The sequence below is a fragment of the Streptomyces sp. GbtcB7 genome (assembly GCF_019091445.1).
Taxonomy (GTDB): Bacteria; Actinomycetota; Actinomycetes; order Streptomycetales; family Streptomycetaceae; genus Streptomyces; species Streptomyces mirabilis.
The window spans coordinates 246,574-265,386 of the sequence record NZ_JAGXJM010000001.1 but is presented as its reverse complement, the minus strand read 5'-3'; the positions used below and the strand labels follow the sequence as shown (position 1 = coordinate 265,386).

Below are 18,813 nucleotides of genomic sequence, written 5' to 3'. Positions count from 1 at the left end.
GCGGTACGACGAAGCACGGAAGCAGCACAGCGTGCGCAGCTGTCCGGGCTTCCCCCGATCCGCCTGCACGGCACACGGCACCGGCCCGCGACACCGGCGCTGCTGGGCGAGGCAGACATCAAGGTCGCCCAAGGCGGTCCACGAAGAAAGAGCCCGGACGAGACGCGCATGTCCGCCATGTGCTCGACGGCCTGCGCGTCGGCCGGTGATCACGCGGCGGACAGGACCAGGTGGACCTTGAGGGCGAGATGCACCTGCAGCACCTGGTCCCCGTGGCGCCACTGCGGGCCGAGGAGCGAGGTGATGCGGTCGATGCGCTGGTAGAGCGTGTTGACGTGGATGTAGAGCTCGGCGGCGGTGCGGCCCAGGCCGGTGTCGCAGGCGAAGAAGGCGAGCAGGGTGCGGATGAGCTCGCCACCGCGCTGGGTGTCGTAGTCGAGGACGGGGCCGATGGTGCGGCGCACGAAGCGGTGCAGCTCCTCGCGGCCCGCCTGATGGAACAGCAGCCCGTAGACGCCCAGTTCGCCGGGGGACGCCCCTTCTCCGTCGCGGTCGAGCGCGAGCAGGACGTCCAGGCAGCGGACCGCGTCGTGGTGTGCCTCGACGATGGCGTCGATGCCGGGCGCGGCCGTCGCGGCGCCGACGGTGACCAGGTTGTCCACGACCCGCGACAAGTGGTCGGCCAGGGTGCGGGCCGCCTCGTCCGGGTCCGGATCCTGCGGCAGGAGGACGACGGTGTCGCCCCGGTATTCGCCCGCGAGACCCCGGGCATGGGCGGCGTACGAAGCCGCGGCATCGGCGATGCGTCGCCGATGGGCGCTGTCACGGCAGCGGGCGGCGAACACCGTGTGCGGGCGGTGGAGATCGAGGCCCACCAGGGTGGCCCGGCGCCGCAGGCCCTCCGGATCCCGGTGCGGGGAGCCGAGCAGGTCCTCGAGGATCTCGCCGCGCAGCCGGTGCTCGGCCTCGGCGACGGTGCGTTCGCTGAGCAGCATCAGCGCGGTGACGAGCGCGGCACGCTCGAGGGAACGTACTCCTGAGGCGTCCAGGTGGTCGCGGACGAGCAGCAGTACGCCCAGGAGTTCGCTGCCGGCCACGATGGGAGTGGCGCAGGCGGCGGATCCGTCGGCGCCGGCCGGGATACGGCGGGTGCGGCGGGCGTCCGTGCTCAGCACCCGGGCGTCACGGACCGCATGGGCGGCAGGGCACGGATCCGGGAGCGCTCCTTCGGTGCGGGCCTGTTCGACGAGAGGGTCGTCACCGGCGGCGGCCATGGTGCGGCCGCGGGGGTCCAGGACGAGGATGCTCCCGCCGAGGACTTCGGCGAGGGTCTGCGCAACGTCGGCCATGCCGCCGCCGTCGAGAACGATGGTGGTGAGGCGCTCGTGCAGGGCGGCGGCGCGTTCGATGGATTCGCTGTGGGCGCGGATGACGCCGTTGGCTTCGGTGAGTTCGTCGACTGCTCTGCGTACGTCCTGGAAGAGGGTCGCGTTCTCGATGGCGATGGCGGCGTGGTTGGCGAGCGAGACGAGCAGGGCCACTTCGTGCTCGGAGAAGGGGCGGACCCGGCGGTTGGCTGCGAACAGGACGCCAATGACGTTCTCGCCGAGTTTGAGAGGCACTCCCTCGATGGAGATCAGCCCCTCGCCGCCCACGACGTCGTCGATGCAGTGCTCGAAGCGCAGGTCGGCGAAGTAGTCGGAGGTGTTGTACGGAACCGCCGTCTTGGCCACAAGACCGCCGAGGCCCGCGCCCATGGCCAGCCGTGCCTGCTTGAACGCGTCGGTGCGTATCCCGTCGGTCACCCGCATATAGGTGTCGCCGCGTTGGGCGTCGTTGAGCATCAGGTAGGCCACGTCGGTGCCGAGCAGGCTGCGAGCCCGGCGGACGATGGCCTGGAGCACGGCCTCCAGATCACGCAGTGAGGACAGGTCCCCCGCTGTCTCGTAGAGCGCGGCGAGCTCGGCCTCCCGACGGCGACGCTCCTCCAGGCGCGCCCGTACCTGCAGGGCGTCGTCGACGAGCAGGGCGAGCCGGGGCCGGTCCTCGGAAGGGCATCGGTCGAGGAGGGCGTCGTACTCACTCTGCGCGGCGTCTTCGCGCAGCAGGCGCAGCAGCCGCGCCGCAGGCTCCACATCGGCCCGACTGTGTGTGGTCGTCGAGTCCACGGATGCCTCCTGAGTGTTCCGGTACGCGTTCCCGCCTGCGATGTTCACCGCCCCGGCTCCGTCTGCACAGATCTACGACGAGACCGGTTGCGACGAGTCGTCGTGGTCGTGCTCCAGGTGTGGTTCCGGGTCGGGGGCCGAGGACTGCGTACGGGAGCGCAGCGTGTGCGTGAGTGTGCCCCACACTCCTCGGCGGAAGAGCAGGACGACGACGATGAAGACGCCGCCGGTGACCAGGCCGGTCTCCTCGAAACCGGACGTGGACAGCCAGTCCTCCAGGCGGACGATGGCGCCGGCACCCAGCAGGCTGCCCCACAGGGTGCCGATGCCGCCGAGGACCGTCATGACGACGACCTTGCCCGACGTCGTCCAGTACACCTCCTGCAGAGAGGCGAAACCGTGGTTGACCGCGTACAGTCCGCCCGCGAGGCCGGACAGGAACGCGGACACGGTGAAGACGACGAGCTTGTAACGGTCGGCGGCATAGCCCAGGGCACGGGCACGGGCGGAGTTGTCGCGCACGGCGGCGATCACCCGGCCGAACGGGGAGTGCACGATCCGCCAGGCCGCGGCGAGGCCGAGCAGCACCACCGGCAGGGCCGCGTAGTAGAAGACGAACGAGTCCGACAGGTCGACGCCCGGCAGGTCGCGGGGAATTCCCTGCAGACCGTTCTCGCCGCCCGTGACATCGCCCCACTGGTTGGCGATGAAGTACACCATCTGCGCGAAGGCCAGGGTGACCATGGCGAAGTAGATGCCGCTGCGCCGGACCGCGAAGAACCCGATGGGCAGGGCGAGCAGCGCGGCGGCCGCCGCCCCGCCCAGCACGGCGACGTAGAACGGCAGTCCGCTGTGGATGGCGATCAGCCCGGTGACGTACGCCGAGCTGCCCCAGAACGCCGCGTGTCCGAAGGACAGCAGCCCGGCGTGACCGAGCAGCAGATCGAAGGCGACGGCGAACAGGCCCCAGCAGAGGATGTCCGTGGCAACCGGCGGATACAGGCCCCAGGGCAGGCCGAAGGCCACGAGCAGCCCGGCGGTGAGCAGGCCCCACCGGATCCGGGCGGGGCGGCCGTGCAGCTTCTCGAGGAGGCCGAGGATCATGCGTGTTCCTCCTTGCCGAACAGTCCGGCGGGCCGGACCAGCAGCACGACGGCCATCAGCAGGTAGACCGAGGTCTGGGACAGGACGGGGACGTAGAGGTTGCCGAGGGCCTGGATCATGCCGATGGTGAACCCGGCGAGCACGGAGCCGAAGACGGAGCCGAGGCCGCCGATGACGACGACCGCGAACACCGTGATGATCAGGTCGCTGCCCATACCGGAGTTGACCGCCCGCATGGGTGCGGCGAGCACGCCGGCCAGGGCCGCGAGCCCCACGCCGAAGCCGAAGACCGGCGTGACCCAGCGTCCCGTGTCGATGCCGAACGCCCTGGTGAGTTCCGGGCGTTCGGTGGCCGCGCGCACGATGGTCCCGATCCGGGTGCGGGTGAGCAGCAGCCACACGGCCAGGCAGACGGCGACCGAGACGACGAGTACGAACACCTGGTAGCGCGGGAAGTCGAACAGGCCCAGATCCATGGAGCCGGGGAAGGGACCACGCTCGTAGGGCTGGGACTGCGCGCCGTACTTCATGCGCAGCAGGTCCTGGCAGACCAGCGCGATGCCGAAGGTGAGCAGGAAGTTGTAGAGCGGGTCGAGGGCCGTCAGGCGGCGGATCAGCAACCGTTCGAGGAGGGTGCCGGCGACGGCGAGTGCGAGAGGCACGAGCAGCAGGGCCCACCAGAAGCCGAGCCCCGCGCTGTCGCCGAGGGCGACCGCGCCGAACGCGCCGAGCATGTAGAGCGCGCCGTGGGCGAAGTTCACCACGCGCAGCATGCCGAAGATGACGGCGAGGCCGAGGGCGAGCAAGGCGTAGAAGCTGCCGCTGACCAGCCCGTTGAAGGCCTGTTGGAGAAACGAGGTCATGAGTGGGTCCCGTCGTCGGCCGGCGGCCTGCCCGTCGTGCGGGCCGCCGGACCCCGGTGGTCAGCTGAGATGGCAGTCGGGCGAAGGCCGGTCGAATGCCTCGGCGGCGGGGATGGTCTTGACCAGCTCGGTGTAGTCACCGGCCTCGCTCGCCTTGGCCGGGTCCTTGACCTTGGCCAGGTACGCGTCGTGGACGACCCGGTGGTCCTCGGCGCGAATGGTGGCGTTGTGGGCGAAGAAGTCGCTGAACTTGGTGCCGTCCAGCTCCTTCGAGACGTCGGCCGCCTTGTCGCTGCCCGCCTTCTGCGCGGCCTCCAGATAGTGCGTCGCCGCCGAGTAGTCGGCCGCCTGGTCGAAGGTGGGCCGCTGTCCTGTGCGCTCCTTGAACCGGTCGGCCCAGGCCTGGGCCTTGGCGTCGACGTTCCAGAACCAGGCCGTGGTGAACATTGTTCCGGCAAGCCTGTCCGCGCCGATGGCCTTGATATCGGTGTCGAAGAGCAGGCCGATGGCCAGCTCGATGCCCTTGTCCTTCAGTTTGAACTGCTGGTACTGCTTGACGACGTTGGCCAGGTCACCCCCCGCCTGCAGGGCCCCGAGCACCTGCGGCTTCGGCTTCAGGCCCGGTGCCTTGAGCAGGAAGGTGGAGTAGTTGTCGCTGGGGAACGGCGTGGGGTCCTTGGCGACGACCTTGCCGCCCGCGCCCTCGACGGCCGTCTCGAACTTCTTCTGCATGTCCTGCCCGAAGGCGTAGTCCGGGTAGATCGTGTACCAGTTCTTGCCTCCCGCTCGGGTGACCGCGGCGCCGGTGCCGTGCGCCAGCATGTAGGTGTCGTAGGCCCATTCATAGGTGTACGGGTTGCAGGTCTTGCCCGCGAGTTCCGTGGTGGCGGCGCCGGTGTTGAAGTACAGCTTCTTGGCCTGGCCGGCGACGGTCTGCACCGCGAGGGCCGCCGACGAGGTCGGCACGTCGAAGAGCGCGTCGGCCTTCTTGCGGTCGTACATCTCCCGAGCCTGGGTGTTGGCGATCTCCGGCTTGTTCTGGTGGTCGGCCTTGATGACCTCGATGTTCCGGGTGATCGCCTTGTCGCCGTACTTCTTCTTGAAGTCGTCGACGGCCATCTGCACGGCCTGCACCGAGTTCGGTCCCGCGATGTCCGCGTAGACGCCGGACAGGTCGGTGAGCACACCGAGCACGATCTTGTCGTCGCTGACCTTCCCGCCGCCCGAGCTCGGTCCGCCGCCCCCGCAGCCCGCGAGCAGTGCCCCCACCGCGGCCGTGGCCACGACCGTCGACAGCCTGTGCTTCATTGCTTCCTCCTGATGCGTACGTCCCGAATGAGCGGAGGTGACGGGATGTCACAGTCCGAGATAGGCGAGGAGTTCGCCCTCGCGCTGCCGTACGTCGGCGTTGTCGAGCGCCTCCACGATTCGGCCCTGCGCGAGGAGGTAGTGGCGGTCGGCGATGGTCGCGGCGAAGCGCAGATTCTGCTCCACCAGCAGCACCGACACTCCGTGCTCCTTGGCCCCGCGCAGAATCTCGCCGATCTGCTGCACGATGACCGGGGCAAGGCCCTCGGTCGGCTCGTCGCACAGCAGCACGCGCGCGCCGGCGCGCAGGACCCGGGCGAGGGCGAGCATCTGCTGTTCACCGCCGGAGAGCTTGCCGCCGGGGAAGCGGCGGCGCGCGGCGAGCACCGGGAAGGCGTCGTAGATGCGGGGCAGCGGCCACGCGGAGCCCGGCGAGGCCGGCGGCAGGGTCAGGTTCTCCTCGACGGACAGGCCCGCGTAGATGCCGCGGTCGTCGGGAACGTACCCGAGACCGAGCCGGGCCCTGCGATGCGGCGGTGCCGCGGTGATGTCCTTGCCCGCCAGCGCGACCCGGCCGGTCATCTCACGGTGCAGCCCCATGGCGCAGCGCAGCAGGGTGGACTTTCCCGCGCCGTTGCGGCCGACGAGGGTGACGACCTCGCCCTCGCCGACCCGCAGGGACACCTCGTCCAGGGCCGTGGCCTCGCCGTACCGGGCGCTGACGCCCTTGATCTCAAGCAACGTCGGCCCCCAGGTACGCCTCGACGACCCGTGGATCGGTCCTGACCCGGTCGTAGGGGCCCTCCACGAGCACTTCGCCGCGCTGCAGGACCGTGACGGTGTCGGCGAGCGAGCCGACGACGCTCATGTTGTGCTCGACCATCACCACGGTGCGTCCCTCGCGGATCCTGTCGATGAGCGCCACGGTGCGGTCGACGTCCTCCAGACCCATGCCGGCTGTCGGCTCGTCGAGCAGCAGCAACGCCGGGTCCAGGGCGAGGGCGAGGGCCAGTTCCAGCGCGCGCTTCTGCCCGTACGGAAGGTTTCCGGCGGGCCGGTCGGCGAGATGCTCGAGTCCGACGTCGCCGAGGAGTTCGAGGGCCCGGCCGGAGAAGCGGCGCATCAGTTTGTCCGTGCGCCAGAACCTGCGGCCGAGACCGGTGCCCGACTGGAGGGCGAGCTCGACGTGCTCCCGGGCTGTCATCTGCGGAAAGAGGCTGGTGACCTGGAAGGAGCGGGCGACGCCGAGGCCGGCGATGCGCTCCGGCGGCTGTCCGGTGATGTCGTGTCCGGCGAAGGTGATACGCCCGCTGGACGGCCTGAGAAATCCGGTCAGCAGGTTGAACAGCGTTGTCTTTCCTGCCCCGTTGGGGCCTACGAGCGCGTGGACCGTGCCCTCGGTGACCCTCAGGTCCACCGCGCCGACGGCGCGGAATCCCTGGAACTCCTTGGACAGGCCTTGCGTGACCAGGATGGCGCGCGGTTGTGTCATGACGCCTCGGATGCGCAGGGGATGCAGCGGCGGTTGCCGATGTGGGGCAGACGTTAAGTTCGGCCATGAGCAGCGGCTACGGAGAGAATCTCCACAAGACGCCCCCGCACGGGTGTGGGTCTTCTCCCTCCCCGCGCCGCTCCACCCGTCGCCGGTGTGGGTACTTGCTCCACCGAGGTGGAGGACGTTCTGGAGTCTTCCTCCGTCGCCCGGGTCCCGCACCGCGGTGACGATGTGCGCCATGGCGATGATGGAGACCCCGCTCAACACGTGGCTGCTGTTCGGACACGCCCCGCGCTACTTTCCCGACACCGAGGTGGTCACGCGACTTCCCGACGGCCGTGTGCACCGTTACACGTACGCCGCATTCGCCCGCCGTGCCCAGCAGTTGATGCACGCCCTGGACGCCCTCGGCCTGGCGCCGGACGACCGGGTGGCCACCCTCGCCTGGAACGGATACCGCCACCTGGAGGCCTACTGGGCCGTGCCCTGCACCGGGCGCGTCCTGCACACCCTGAACCTGCGGCTCTCCCCCGAGGACCTGGCGTACATCATCGGCCACGCGGACGACCGCGCCATCCTGGCCGATCCCGATCTGCTGCCACTTCTGGAGAAGGTGCACGCGCGGGGCGGCCTCGCCGGCGTGCGGCATGTCATCGTGCTCGGCGACGAGGTGCCCGACACCACGCTGCCGGGGGTGGTGGCGTACGAACAGCTGATCGCCGGCCTGCCGGATGCGTACGCCCCCCGCGACATCGACGAGCGGTCGCCGCTCGGTCTGTGTTACACCTCCGGCACGACCGGCCGCCCCAAGGGCGTGCTCTACACACACCGTTCGACCGTGCTGCACGCCATCGCCGCGTCCTCGCAGTCCGCCATGGCCATCGGCCCCGGTGACTGCGTACTGCCGGTCGTGCCCATGTTCCACGCCAACGCCTGGGGCGTCCCCTACACCGCCACTCCGTACGGCGCCAAGCAGGTGTTCCTCAGTGGCTCGCTGGATCCCGTGACCCTGGTCGAGCTGATGGCCGCCGAGCGGGTCACGGTCGCCGCGGGCGTGCCCACCATCTGGATGGCGGTCGCCGACGAGATCACCGCCCGCGGCGGTTTGCCGTCGCTACGGCATCTGCTGTGCGGCGGCGCCCGTCCGCCGCGCGCCCTGATCGAACGCTACCGGCGCGACTTCGGCATCCCTCTGGTGCAGGTGTGGGGCATGACCGAGACCTCGCCGCTGGCCAGTGTGGCGTGGCCGAAGGAGCGGATGCGCGACTGGGAAGAGGACCGGATCACCGACGCGGTGCGCACCCGGGCCGGTCTTCCGCTGCCCGGGGTACAGATGGACATTCGCGATGAGGCGGGCAATTCCCTTGCGTGGGACGGAACGTCGATGGGCGATCTGCTCGTACGCGGGCCATGGATCGCCGATTCCTACCTCGGCGGTGAGGGCGCCGCCCAGTTCACGGAGGACGGCTGGTTCCGTACCGGGGACATCGCCATCGGCTCCCCGGACGGCTATGTCGTCATCGCCGACCGTGCGAAAGATCTCATCAAGTCCGGCGGCGAATGGATCTCCTCGGTGGACATGGAGTCGGCCGTCATGGCGCTGCCGGAGGTCGCCGAGGCCGCGGTCATCGCCGTGCCCGACGACAAGTGGCAGGAGCGTCCGCTGATCTGCGTCGCCCCACGCCCGGGCTCCACCGTGACCCTCGAACGCGTACGGGCGCACCTCGAGGCCGGAGGCTTCGCGCGTTGGCAGCTCCCGGACCGTATCGAGGTCGTGGAGGCCATCCCGCGCACCGGGGTCGGCAAGTTCGACAAGAAGGCGTTGCGTGCCCGCTTCGACTCCTGATTCACCGCTCCCTCTCACCTTCACCGCCCGGAGGGCGAACCATGCATCTGAGACGCACGGTCACCTTGTTGTCCGCCGTACTCCTGTCGACGGCGGGAGTGTCGGCGAGCGCCACGGCTCGTTCGGCACCCCGCTGCGCCGGCCAGAGCCGGATCACCGTACCCGGCGCGGCGTTCCGGACCACGGCCTGTCTGCCCGACATGACGACGGCCGCGACCGCCGGTACCGCCTACACCGACTCCGCGGACTGGGCCTCACTCACCGCCAAGGGGACCAAGAACCCCACCGGCGTCCCCGGCATCCAGATCGACGGCTACTTCCCCGACTCCTCGCACCTCAACAAGACCCACGGCTGGAACCACGACTCCCAGTTCGTCATCCGGCTGCCCGAGCGCTGGAACGGCGGCCTCGTGGTGACCGGCGCGCCCGGGACGCGCAAGCAGTACTCGCTGGACCCCCTGATCTCCGACTGGGTCATCGCCCAGGGCTACGCCTTCGCCTCCATCGACAAGGGCAACAGCGGCCCCGACTTCTACACCGACGGCAAGCGGCCCGGCGACGCGATCGCCGAATGGAACCGGCGCACCACCGAGCTGACCCTCGCCACGAAGACCGTCGTCCGGCAGGCGTACGGGCACGCCCCACGCCACACCTACATGACCGGCATCTCCAACGGCGGCTACCTGACCCGCTGGCAGCTCGAGAACCACCCCGAGCTGTACGACGGCGGAGTGGACTGGGAGGGCGCGCTGTGGACCGAGGACGGGCCGAACCTGTTCACCTATCTCCCGACCGCGGTCGCGTACCAGGCGGGCCGGGCCACCCACGACGACATGCTCGCCGCCGGATTCGCTCCCGGCACCGAGTTCCTGTGGCCGTACCACGAGGCTGCCTACTGGGGCCTGACGCAGAAGGTGTACCGCGCCGAGGTCGACCCCTCCTACGACCCCGAGTGTCCGGGTGAGTCCGCCGGTTCGGCGCTTGAGGAGATTCTCGCGCCCTGCGCGTCGGATGCTTCGTACGACTATGCGACGCGGCCGAGCTCCGTGCACCGGGCGGTCGAGCGGATCTCGCTCACCGGCAGGATCGGCAAACCCGTGATCACACTGCACGGCTCGCTCGACGCACTGCTGCCGATCGCCACCGACTCGGACGCGTACGCGCGCATGGTCTCCGACAGCCGCCGCGGCCGTTTGCACCGCTACTACACGATCGCGGGCGGCACCCACGTGGACGGCCTGTACGACACCTATCCGGACCGGCTCCGGCCGATCCTGCCCTGCTATCGCTCGGCCTTCCACGCTCTGACCAGCTGGGTCGAGTACCGGGTCGCGCCGCCGGCGAGCGGCACCGTGCCCAGACCCACCTCGGGAGACCTGGTCAACTCCTGTGCACTGCACTGACGTCGACGCCATACGCAGTGGAGTCTGCCGACATCCGAGTTGATCGAGAAGTGTGGTCCGCTTCCGCTGTCGGGCGCCCGCCGCGGTTCTACGGTGCGGCGGACCGCCCGCTCCGGAGGGACACCGGCGCGGCGGTTCGCCCACTCACCCCCCCCTCACCACGGGAGGACTGCATGTCGGTTCGTGACCACACCCGTAGAACCTGCTGGGCCGCGCTACTGGCCCTGCTGCTCGCCCTGTTCACCGTGCCGCAGAGCGCGTCGGCTGCCTCGCTCACCCAGGTGACCGGCTTCGGCTCCAACCCCGGCAGCCTGTCGATGTACACGTACGTCCCCGACAACCTGCCCTCCGGCGCCCCGGTGGTCGTGGCCCTGCACGGCTGCACCCAGAGCGCGAGCGACTACTACAGCCACTCCGGCTGGCCCAAGTACGCCGACCTGTACGGCTTCGCGCTGGTCTTCCCGCAGACCTCCAGCGCCAACAACGCCAACTCGTGCTTCAACTGGTACCAGTCCGGGGACTACACCCGGGGCCAGGGCGAAGCCCTGTCCATCAAGCAGATGGTCGACTACGCCAAGACGCGGTACGGCAGCGACCCCAGCCGCGTGTACGTGACGGGGCTGTCCGCCGGCGGCGCCATGACCTCCGTGATGCTCGCCGACTACCCCGATGTCTTCGCGGGCGGCTCCATCGACTCCGGCATCCCGGCGGGCTGCGCCACCGATCTCAGCAGCGGCCTCACCTGCGAGTACAACCCGGTCAGCAAGACCCCGCAGCAGTGGGGCGACCTGGTCCGCAGCGCATCGGGCGGCTGGAGCGGACCCTGGCCGCGGGTGGCCGTCTGGCAGGGTTCCGGCGACTCGACCGTCAACCCCGCCAACGCCACCGAGTCCCGCGACCAGTGGACGAACGTCCGGGGCATCAGCCAGGCCCCGTCATCGACCACCACGCTCACCGGCGGCACCACCCAGGACGTCTACAACGATGCCGACGGCGATCCTGCCGTCGAGACCTTCACCGTCTCCGGCATGGCACATGGCCTCGCCGTGAACCCCGGCTCCGGGACCGACCAGTGCGGCACGACCGGCACGTACTACCTCAACTACATCTGCTCCAGCTACTACACGGCGAAGTTCTGGGGCCTGGACGGCACCTCCGGCGGCGGCACCGGTGCCCTGCCCGCGCCCACCGGGCTGACGGTGACCGGCACCACGGACACCAGCGCCTCACTTTCCTGGAACGCCGTCAGCGGCGCCGCTTCGTACAACATCTACCGCGGCGGTACGAAGACGGGCTCGACGACCTCCCCTTCGTACACGGACACCGGACTGGCCTCCGGCACCGGATACAGCTACACCGTCGCCGCCGTCGACTCATCGGGCAAGGCCGGCGCCGCCGGCGCGGCCGTGACGGCGACCACCACCGGCTTTCAGCCCCAGTGCTTCACCGCGAACAACTACAACCAGGTCGCCGCGGGCCGCGCCCACCAGAGTGGCGGCTACGCCTACGCGAACGGCTCCAACCAGAACATGGGCCTGTACAACACCTTCACCACCCACACCCTCGAGGAGACCGCCACCGGTTACTACGTGATCGCCGACTCCGGCTGCCCCGCCTGACCGGGCCTGCCACTGCTCACGCTCTGGCGGCGGTGAGCAGTGGCTGGGACGCGGCCGCGCCCCGCCGCCAAGCCGACCACAGCGACCTCGCCGACCTCGACGCCTCGCCGCCGTCACCGACCGCGAACGCGACGTTCTCGCCCTCATCGGCGAAGGGCTGAGCAACGCCGAGACCGCCGCCCGCCTCGTGGTCTGCGAGTACGCCGTCAAGAACCACGGCGACTCGGACCCGCCCTGTCGCCGCCTCCCGGGCACCCATCGCCGGAAACGATCGGGCCGCTCCCGGCTCGAACTGACGTCACACCAGGGGACGGCGACTCCCCGGTCGTTCCCCCGGACGAGTGCAAAGAACGCGAAACGCACGACTGCGGCCCCCGGATCAGCTCCGGGGGCCGCAACCTTGTTGCTGGCAAACCACGAGTGCGCAGGCGGCATCGATTCTTCACGCGTAGCGCGCAGTGGGGCGGGTGGGACTCGAACCCACGGCCGACGGATTATGAGTCCGCTGCTCTAACCGGCTGAGCTACCGCCCCTTACGGCGCGTCGCGCACATTTGTGCGCGCCGTCTGCCGCAGCATAGCCGCTCATACGATCTCCTGCTTCGGATGGTCGGCAACGCACGACCATGAGGACTTCGGCGTGGCCTGCGCGGTTCCGCCGGACATGAAAAAGGACCCCTGAGGGGTCCTCTTCCGTTGCTCTCCCGACTGGACTCGAACCAGTAACCTGCCGGTTAACAGCCGGCTGCTCTGCCAATTGAGCTACAGGAGATCGAGCTCCCCCGACTGGACTCGAACCAGTAACCTGCCGGTTAACAGCCGGCTGCTCTGCCAATTGAGCTACGGAGGATTGCTTCGTTGCGTCGAACGCACCTTCCCGGGTATTCGCCAGGGGGCGTGCGCTCGCTGCGACACATACATTAGCGCAAGCAGGGGGGTGCTCCGCCAATCGGTTCCCCCCGCACCGATGCCGACGCAAGGGAAGGGTGGCCGCCATGCGCTACCGGCTCACATTCGTCGCCGGACTGGCTCTGGGTTACGTGCTCGGCACGCGCGCCGGGCGCGAGCGCTACGAACAGCTGAAGAAGTCCGCGCGCCAGGTCGCGCAGAACCCCGCGGTGCGCAACACCGCCGAGACCGCCGCCCAGCAGGGGCGCGAGATCGCGGGCAAGGCGTTCCACACGGTCAGCGAGAAGGTGGGCGACCACGTCCCCGACTCGGTCACCGCCCGCGTCCGCTCGCTGCGCGAACGCAACACCAACGGCACCCGCGAGGACGACTGGGGCACCAGCAACACGTAGAACCCCGCGAGAGGCGCGGGGAACCACCCGATCAGCCCCCACCGGCCGAAAGCCGCACGACTCCCGGCAGGCAGGGTGGGGGGATCCCTGGCGGGGCCGGTGAACGCGCCACCCTGTCCGACCTGCGCCCCGGCCCGGCGGGCGTCCCGTCGCCGGGCCGGTACCGCCCGGCCCGGCGCACTCATCCCCCGCCGTACGGCAGAATTTCCGCCATGGGGATAGTCGCCGGGTTGGACAGTTCGCCCGATTTCACTCGTATCGTCGTCTGCGACACGGACACGGGAGCCGTGCTCAGGCAGGGATATGCCCCGCATCCGGTGGAAACCACCGAGGGCGGCGGCCGTCCTTCCGATGTCGATCCACAGGCCTGGCTGCTGTCCCTGGGTGAGGCGGCAGGCGGTGGGCTCCTCGAAGGCGTGCAGGCCATCGGCGTCTCCGCGCAACAGAACGCGCTCGTTCCGCTGGACACGCAGGGCAACACCGTGCGGCCGGCCATGGTCGGCGGTGACAAGCGCGCGCAGGTCGCCGCCGCCGATCTCGTCGACGCGCTCGGCGGGCGCGAGGCATGGGCGCAGGCCGTGGGCCACGTACCGCAGGCCGCCCAGCCGGTGACCAAGCTGCGCTGGCTGAACAAGACCGAGCCCGACGCCGCGCTGCGCACCGCCGTGCTGCTGCAGGCGCACGACTGGCTGGTGTGGCAGTTGCTCGGGCGGCCGATGCGGCGGACCACCGACCGGGGCGGGGCCTCCGGGACCGGCTACTGGTCGGCGGCGACCGGCGGCTATCGGCCGGATCTCGTCGAGCTCGCGCTCGGCCACCAGGCCACGCTGCCCGACGTGCTGGGCCCGTCCGAGGCGGCGGGGACGACACCCGAGGGACTGCTGATCTCCGCGGGCACCGGAGAGACCATGGCCGCGGCCTTCGGGCTCGGTATCGGGCTCGGGGACGCGGTCGTGTCCCTCGGCGCCTCCGGGTCCGTGATGGCCGTACACCCCGAGGCGCTGGTCGACGCCTCCGGCATGATCACCTCACTGGCGGACGCGACCGGCATGCATCTGCCGGTGGTGACCACCCTCAACGCCGTACGGACCCTGCGCGGCGTCGTCGAACTGCTCGGCCTGCCCGACCTGGAGAGCCTGTCCGAGCTGGCGATGAAGTCCACGCCGGGCTCCCACGGGCTGGTTCTGCTGCCGTACCTGGAGGGCGAGCGGACCCCGAACCTGCCGCACACCGCCGGGACGCTCGCGGGGCTGCGGCGCGAGTCGATGCGGCCCGAACACCTGGCGCGGGCCGCCTTCGAGGGCATGCTGTGCGGGCTCGCGGACGCGCTCGACGTGCTGCGCGGGCGCGGCGTGGACGTACGGCGGGTGTTCCTGCTCGGGGCGGCCGCCGAGCTGCCGGCCGTGCAGGCCGCGGCGCCCGCCCTGTTCGGCGCGCAGGTCATCGTGCCCCAGCCGGCGGACTACGCGGCGCTGGGCGCGGCCCGTCAGGCGGCCTGGGCCCTCGGCGTCTCGCAGGGCACGCTCGACCCCCAGCTGCCACCCGTCTGGCAGGGAGCGGTCGCCCAGATTCTGGAGCCCGGTGAGGAACTGGCCGTGGGTCAGGCCGTACGGCAGCAGTACGTGTCCGTACGGGAACAGACGCATCCGGGGGCGTTCCGGTCATAGGGGGCGTGGGAGGTGCGGACGGGTGTCCCGGTGGACGTAGAGCCCGGCATGGACCCTATGACGTACGTCTCAAGGTCCGGTTCCGGTCCGCTCTTGGTCCGCTCTTGGATTAATCGGTTGAGGTAACACGGGTGGAGTGTTCGACGATAGGGGGTGGTGCACCACCGACCGCACTGCCGTCGACGACTCCGAGAGAAGCCGCGTGCTCATACGACTGCTTCGGACCTACCTCAGTCCGTACAAGAAACCCATCGCTCTCCTCGTGCTGCTGCAGTTCCTGCAGACCTGCGCCACCCTGTACCTGCCGACCCTGAACGCACACATCATTGACAACGGTGTCGTCAAGGGAGACACGGGTTACATCCTCTCCTTCGGTGCCCTGATGATCGGGATCTCGCTGGTCCAGGTCGTCTGCAACATCGGCGCCGTCTACTACGGCGCCCGTACGGCGTCCTCCGTCGGCCGGGACATCCGGGCCGCCGTCTTCGACCGGGTGCAGTCCTTCTCCGCACGCGAGGTCGGCCACTTCGGGGCGCCCTCCCTGATCACCCGCACCACCAATGACGTCCAGCAGGTGCAGATGCTCACCCTGATGACGTTCACCCTGCTGGTGTCGGCGCCGATCATGTGTGTGGGCGGCATCGTGCTAGCCCTCGGCCTGGACGTGCCGCTCTCCGCGGTCCTGGTCGCCGTGGTGCCGGTGCTCGGCATCGGAGTGACCCTGATCGTGCGCCGGCTGCGCCCGCTGTTCAGGACCATGCAGGTGCGCCTGGACACCGTGAACCGGGTGCTGCGCGAGCAGATCACCGGCAACCGCGTCATCCGCGCCTTCGTCCGCGACGACTACGAGAAGGACCGCTTCGAGTCCGCCAACGCCCAGCTCACCGAGGTGTCCCTCGGTACCGGCCGGATGCTCGCCCTGATGTTCCCGATGGTCATGACCGTCGTGAACCTCTCGTCGATCGCCGTGGTCTGGTTCGGCGCCCACCGCATCGCCAGCGGCGGCATGCAGATCGGCGACCTGACCGCGTTCCTCGCCTACCTCATGCAGATCGTGATGTCCGTGATGATGGCCACCTTCATGTTCATGATGGTGCCGCGCGCGGAGGTCTGTGCCGAGCGCATCGAAGAGGTCCTGGACACCTCGTCGAGCGTCGTGCCGCCGAGCGCGCCCGTCGTGGAACTGCGGCGCCACGGCCATCTGGAGATCCGCGGCGCCGGGTTCCGCTACCCGGGTGCCGAGGAGCCCGTCCTGAAGTCCATCGAACTGGTGGCGCGGCCGGGTGAGACGACCGCCGTGATCGGGTCGACGGGCAGCGGCAAGTCGACGCTGCTCGGGCTCGTGCCCCGGCTCTTCGACGCCACCGACGGAGAAGTCCTCGTCGACGGCGTGGACGTGTCGACCGTCGAGCCGCAGCTGCTTGCCAGGACGGTCGGGCTCGTCCCCCAGAAGCCGTACCTCTTCGCGGGGACGGTCGCCACCAACCTCCGGTACGGCAATCCGGACGCGACCGACGAGGAGCTGTGGCACGCGCTGGAGGTGGCGCAGGCCAAGGGCTTCGTGGAGCGGCTGGAGAACGGCCTGGACTCGCCGATCGCGCAGGGCGGCACCAACGTCTCCGGCGGTCAGCGCCAGCGCCTCGCCATCGCCCGCACCCTCGTCCAGCGCCCCGAGATCTACCTCTTCGACGACTCCTTCTCCGCACTCGACTACGCGACCGACGCGGCACTGCGCGCGGCGCTCTCCCAGGAGACCGCCGAGGCGACCGTGGTGATCGTCGCCCAGCGGGTGTCGACCATTCGGGACGCCGACCGGATCGTGGTCCTCGACGAGGGCCGGGTGGTGGGCACGGGGCGTCACCACGAGCTCATGGCCGACAACGAGACCTATCGGGAGATCGTTCTCTCCCAGCTGACGGAAGCGGAGGCCGCCTGATGGCCGGGCCCATGGGACGCATGATGGCCGGGGGCGGCCCCGATCAGCGCTCGATGGATTTCAAGGTGTCCGGGAAGAGGCTCCTGGCCCAGTTCAAACCCGAGCGCGTCACCATGTACGGGATGCTGGTCGCCGTCGTCCTGAGCGTGGGACTCTCGGTGGTCGGACCGAAGATCCTCGGCAAGGCCACCGACCTGGTCTTCGCGGGCATCATCGGGCGGCAGATGCCGGCCGGCGCCACCAAGGCCGAGGTCCTCGCCTCGATGCGCAAGCGCGGTGAGGGCGGCATGGCCGACATGCTCGCCGGGACGGACTTCACCCCCGGCAAGGGCATCGACTTCGGTGCCGTCGGAAACGTACTGCTGCTCGCGCTCTGTACGTTCCTGCTGGCCGGCCTGCTGATGGCGGTGGCGACGCGCCTGGTGAACCGGGCCGTCAACAAGACCGTCTACCACATGCGCGAGGACCTGCAGGCGAAGCTCTCGCGGCTGCCGCTGTCGTACTTCGACAAGCGCCAGCGCGGTGAGGTGCTCAGCCGCGCCACGAACGACATCGACAACATCCAGCAGACCCTGCAGCAGTCGATGGGCCAGCTGGTGAACTCCCTGCTGACCATCATCGGCGTGCTCGCGATGATGTTCTGGGTGTCGTGGCTGCTCGCGCTGGTCGCGCTCGTCACGGTCCCGCTCTCCTTCTTCGTCGCCACGCGCATCGGCAAGCGCTCGCAGCCGCACTTCGTGCAGCAGTGGCGCACCACCGGCAAGCTCAACGCCCACATCGAGGAGATGTACACCGGGCACACGCTGGTGAAGGTGTTCGGGCGGCAGGAGGAGTCGGCGGCGCAGTTCGCCGAGCAGAACGAGAAGTTGTACGAGGCCGGGTTCAAGGCGCAGTTCAACAGCGGGGTCATGCAGCCGCTGATGATGTTCGTGTCGAACCTGAACTATGTGCTGGTGGCGGTGGTCGGCGGTCTGCGTGTCGCGTCCGGCTCGCTGTCGATCGGCGACGTCCAGGCCTTCATCCAGTACTCCCGCCAGTTCTCGATGCCGCTGACGCAGGTCGCCTCGATGGCGAACCTCGTGCAGTCCGGTGTCGCGTCGGCGGAGCGCATCTTCGAACTCCTCGACGCGGAGGAGCAGGAGGCCGACCCGGTGCCGGCGGCGCGCCCCGACGAGCTGCGCGGGCGGGTGGCGCTGGAGAACGTGTCCTTCCGCTACGACCCCGAGAAGCCGCTCATCGAGGACCTGTCGCTGAAGGTGGAGCCGGGCCACACGGTGGCGATCGTCGGCCCGACCGGCGCCGGCAAGACCACGCTGGTGAACCTCCTGATGCGGTTCTACGACGTCACCGGCGGCCGGATCACCCTCGACGGGGTCGACATCGCGTCCATGTCCCGGGACGAACTCCGGGCCGGGATCGGGATGGTGCTCCAGGACACCTGGCTGTTCGGCGGCACGATCGCGGAGAACATCGCGTACGGGGCCTCGCGTGAGGTCACACGCGGGGAGATCGAGGAGGCGGCGCGGGCCGCGCACGCGGACCGTTTCATCCGTACGCTCCCGGAGGGCTACGACACCGTCATCGACGACGAGGGGACGGGGGTCAGCGCGGGCGAGAAGCAGCTGATCACCATCGCGCGGGCGTTCCTGTCCGACCCGGTGATCCTCGTCCTCGACGAGGCGACCAGTTCCGTCGACACCCGTACGGAGGTGCTGATCCAGAAGGCGATGGCGAAGCTCGCGCACGGGCGGACGTCGTTCGTGATCGCCCACCGGCTCTCCACGATCCGGGACGCGGACACCATCCTCGTGATGGAGAACGGGTCGATCGTCGAGCAGGGCGCGCATGCGGAGCTGTTGGCGGCGAACGGGGCGTACGCGCGCCTCTACAAGGCCCAGTTCGCCCAGGCGGTGGCGGAGGTCGACTAGCGGGTGTGGGTGGGTAGGGGGTGCGGGGAGGTGTTTTCTCGCCCCCGCCGCCCCTACCCGTCCCATCCCTGGGGGCTGCCGCCCCCAGACCCCCGCGTCGGCCTGAACGGCCTCGTCCTCAAACGCCGGACGGGCTGAAGGCCTTTAGGGGCGCGGGGAACTGCGCGACCAGCCCC

At 69.7% G+C, this 18,813-nt stretch carries 14 protein-coding genes and 3 tRNA genes; 8 read left to right on the top strand and 9 right to left on the bottom strand.

The genetic code is table 11. From position 1 onward, the window contains the following. Positions 1-209: 209 nt before the first annotated feature. The 6 genes from KVT44_RS01155 to KVT44_RS01130 form a co-directional block, all read right to left on the bottom strand. The gene (locus KVT44_RS01155) at positions 210-2,168 is read right to left on the bottom strand and encodes a GAF domain-containing protein (protein WP_217565736.1); all 1,959 of its coding nucleotides are present in this window, start codon (positions 2,166-2,168) and stop codon (positions 210-212) included. A gap of 72 nt (positions 2,169-2,240) precedes the next feature. Then, positions 2,241-3,272, bottom strand: coding sequence for a branched-chain amino acid ABC transporter permease (locus KVT44_RS01150; RefSeq protein WP_217565735.1), 1,032 nt, complete (start codon positions 3,270-3,272; stop codon positions 2,241-2,243). Then, positions 3,269-4,135 carry a branched-chain amino acid ABC transporter permease gene (locus KVT44_RS01145; RefSeq protein WP_217565734.1) on the bottom strand — a complete coding sequence of 289 codons (867 nt, stop codon included), beginning with the start codon at positions 4,133-4,135 and terminating at the stop codon, positions 3,269-3,271. Before KVT44_RS01145 ends, KVT44_RS01150 begins: the two co-directional genes overlap by 4 nt. A gap of 60 nt (positions 4,136-4,195) precedes the next feature. Further along, positions 4,196-5,443: an ABC transporter substrate-binding protein gene (locus KVT44_RS01140; RefSeq protein ID WP_099922793.1), complete on the bottom strand. Its 1,248-nt coding sequence runs from the start codon at positions 5,441-5,443 to the stop codon at positions 4,196-4,198. A 48-nt stretch (positions 5,444-5,491) separates the two neighbouring features. Next, positions 5,492-6,184, bottom strand: coding sequence for an ABC transporter ATP-binding protein (locus KVT44_RS01135; RefSeq protein WP_054233554.1), 693 nt, complete (start codon positions 6,182-6,184; stop codon positions 5,492-5,494). Then, the gene (locus KVT44_RS01130) at positions 6,177-6,935 is read right to left on the bottom strand and encodes an ABC transporter ATP-binding protein (RefSeq protein ID WP_217565733.1); all 759 of its coding nucleotides are present in this window, start codon (positions 6,933-6,935) and stop codon (positions 6,177-6,179) included. Before KVT44_RS01130 ends, KVT44_RS01135 begins: the two co-directional genes overlap by 8 nt. A gap of 241 nt (positions 6,936-7,176) precedes the next feature. Here KVT44_RS01130 and KVT44_RS01125 point away from each other — a divergent pair, with 241 nt between their 5' ends. The 4 genes from KVT44_RS01125 to KVT44_RS59940 all read left to right on the top strand — a co-directional run bounded on the left by KVT44_RS01125 (position 7,177) and on the right by KVT44_RS59940 (position 11,967). Further along, on the top strand, positions 7,177-8,784 hold the full coding sequence (locus tag KVT44_RS01125; RefSeq protein WP_190168753.1) for a long-chain fatty acid--CoA ligase: 1,608 nt from the start codon (positions 7,177-7,179) through the stop codon (positions 8,782-8,784). A 41-nt stretch (positions 8,785-8,825) separates the two neighbouring features. Continuing rightward, positions 8,826-10,187 (top strand): tannase/feruloyl esterase family alpha/beta hydrolase, encoded by a 1,362-nt coding sequence (locus KVT44_RS01120; RefSeq protein ID WP_217565732.1) that lies wholly within the window; start codon positions 8,826-8,828, stop codon positions 10,185-10,187. Positions 10,188-10,360: 173 nt separating this feature from the next. After that, positions 10,361-11,806 (top strand): PHB depolymerase family esterase, encoded by a 1,446-nt coding sequence (locus KVT44_RS01115; protein ID WP_217565731.1) that lies wholly within the window; start codon positions 10,361-10,363, stop codon positions 11,804-11,806. A gap of 32 nt (positions 11,807-11,838) precedes the next feature. Then, positions 11,839-11,967, top strand: a complete 129-nt coding sequence (locus KVT44_RS59940; protein ID WP_302832020.1) for a hypothetical protein — start codon at positions 11,839-11,841, stop codon at positions 11,965-11,967. 298 nt (positions 11,968-12,265) lie between these two features. Here KVT44_RS59940 and KVT44_RS01110 read toward each other — a convergent pair. The 3 genes from KVT44_RS01110 to KVT44_RS01100 form a co-directional block, all read right to left on the bottom strand. Further along, a tRNA-Ile gene (locus KVT44_RS01110) sits at positions 12,266-12,339 on the bottom strand. A gap of 165 nt (positions 12,340-12,504) precedes the next feature. Continuing rightward, positions 12,505-12,577 (bottom strand) — tRNA-Asn (locus tag KVT44_RS01105). A gap of 5 nt (positions 12,578-12,582) precedes the next feature. Beyond that, positions 12,583-12,655 (bottom strand) — tRNA-Asn (locus KVT44_RS01100). A 145-nt stretch (positions 12,656-12,800) separates the two neighbouring features. Here KVT44_RS01100 and KVT44_RS01095 point away from each other — a divergent pair. The 4 genes from KVT44_RS01095 to KVT44_RS01080 all read left to right on the top strand — a co-directional run bounded on the left by KVT44_RS01095 (position 12,801) and on the right by KVT44_RS01080 (position 18,637). Further along, entirely contained in the window at positions 12,801-13,106 is a 306-nt protein-coding gene (locus KVT44_RS01095; protein ID WP_217565730.1) for a YtxH domain-containing protein, read from the top strand. A 212-nt stretch (positions 13,107-13,318) separates the two neighbouring features. After that, a complete protein-coding gene (locus KVT44_RS01090) occupies positions 13,319-14,773 on the top strand; it encodes an FGGY family carbohydrate kinase (RefSeq protein ID WP_217565729.1) in 1,455 nt (484 codons plus the stop codon). Positions 14,774-14,975: 202 nt separating this feature from the next. Then, complete coding sequence (locus KVT44_RS01085; RefSeq protein ID WP_190168756.1) at positions 14,976-16,709, top strand: ABC transporter ATP-binding protein; 1,734 nt, start codon at positions 14,976-14,978, stop codon at positions 16,707-16,709. Beyond that, positions 16,709-18,637, top strand: coding sequence for an ABC transporter ATP-binding protein (locus KVT44_RS01080; protein ID WP_099922787.1), 1,929 nt, complete (start codon positions 16,709-16,711; stop codon positions 18,635-18,637). The genes KVT44_RS01085 and KVT44_RS01080 overlap by 1 nt, the downstream gene beginning before the upstream one ends. The last annotated feature ends 176 nt before the right edge of the window (positions 18,638-18,813 follow it).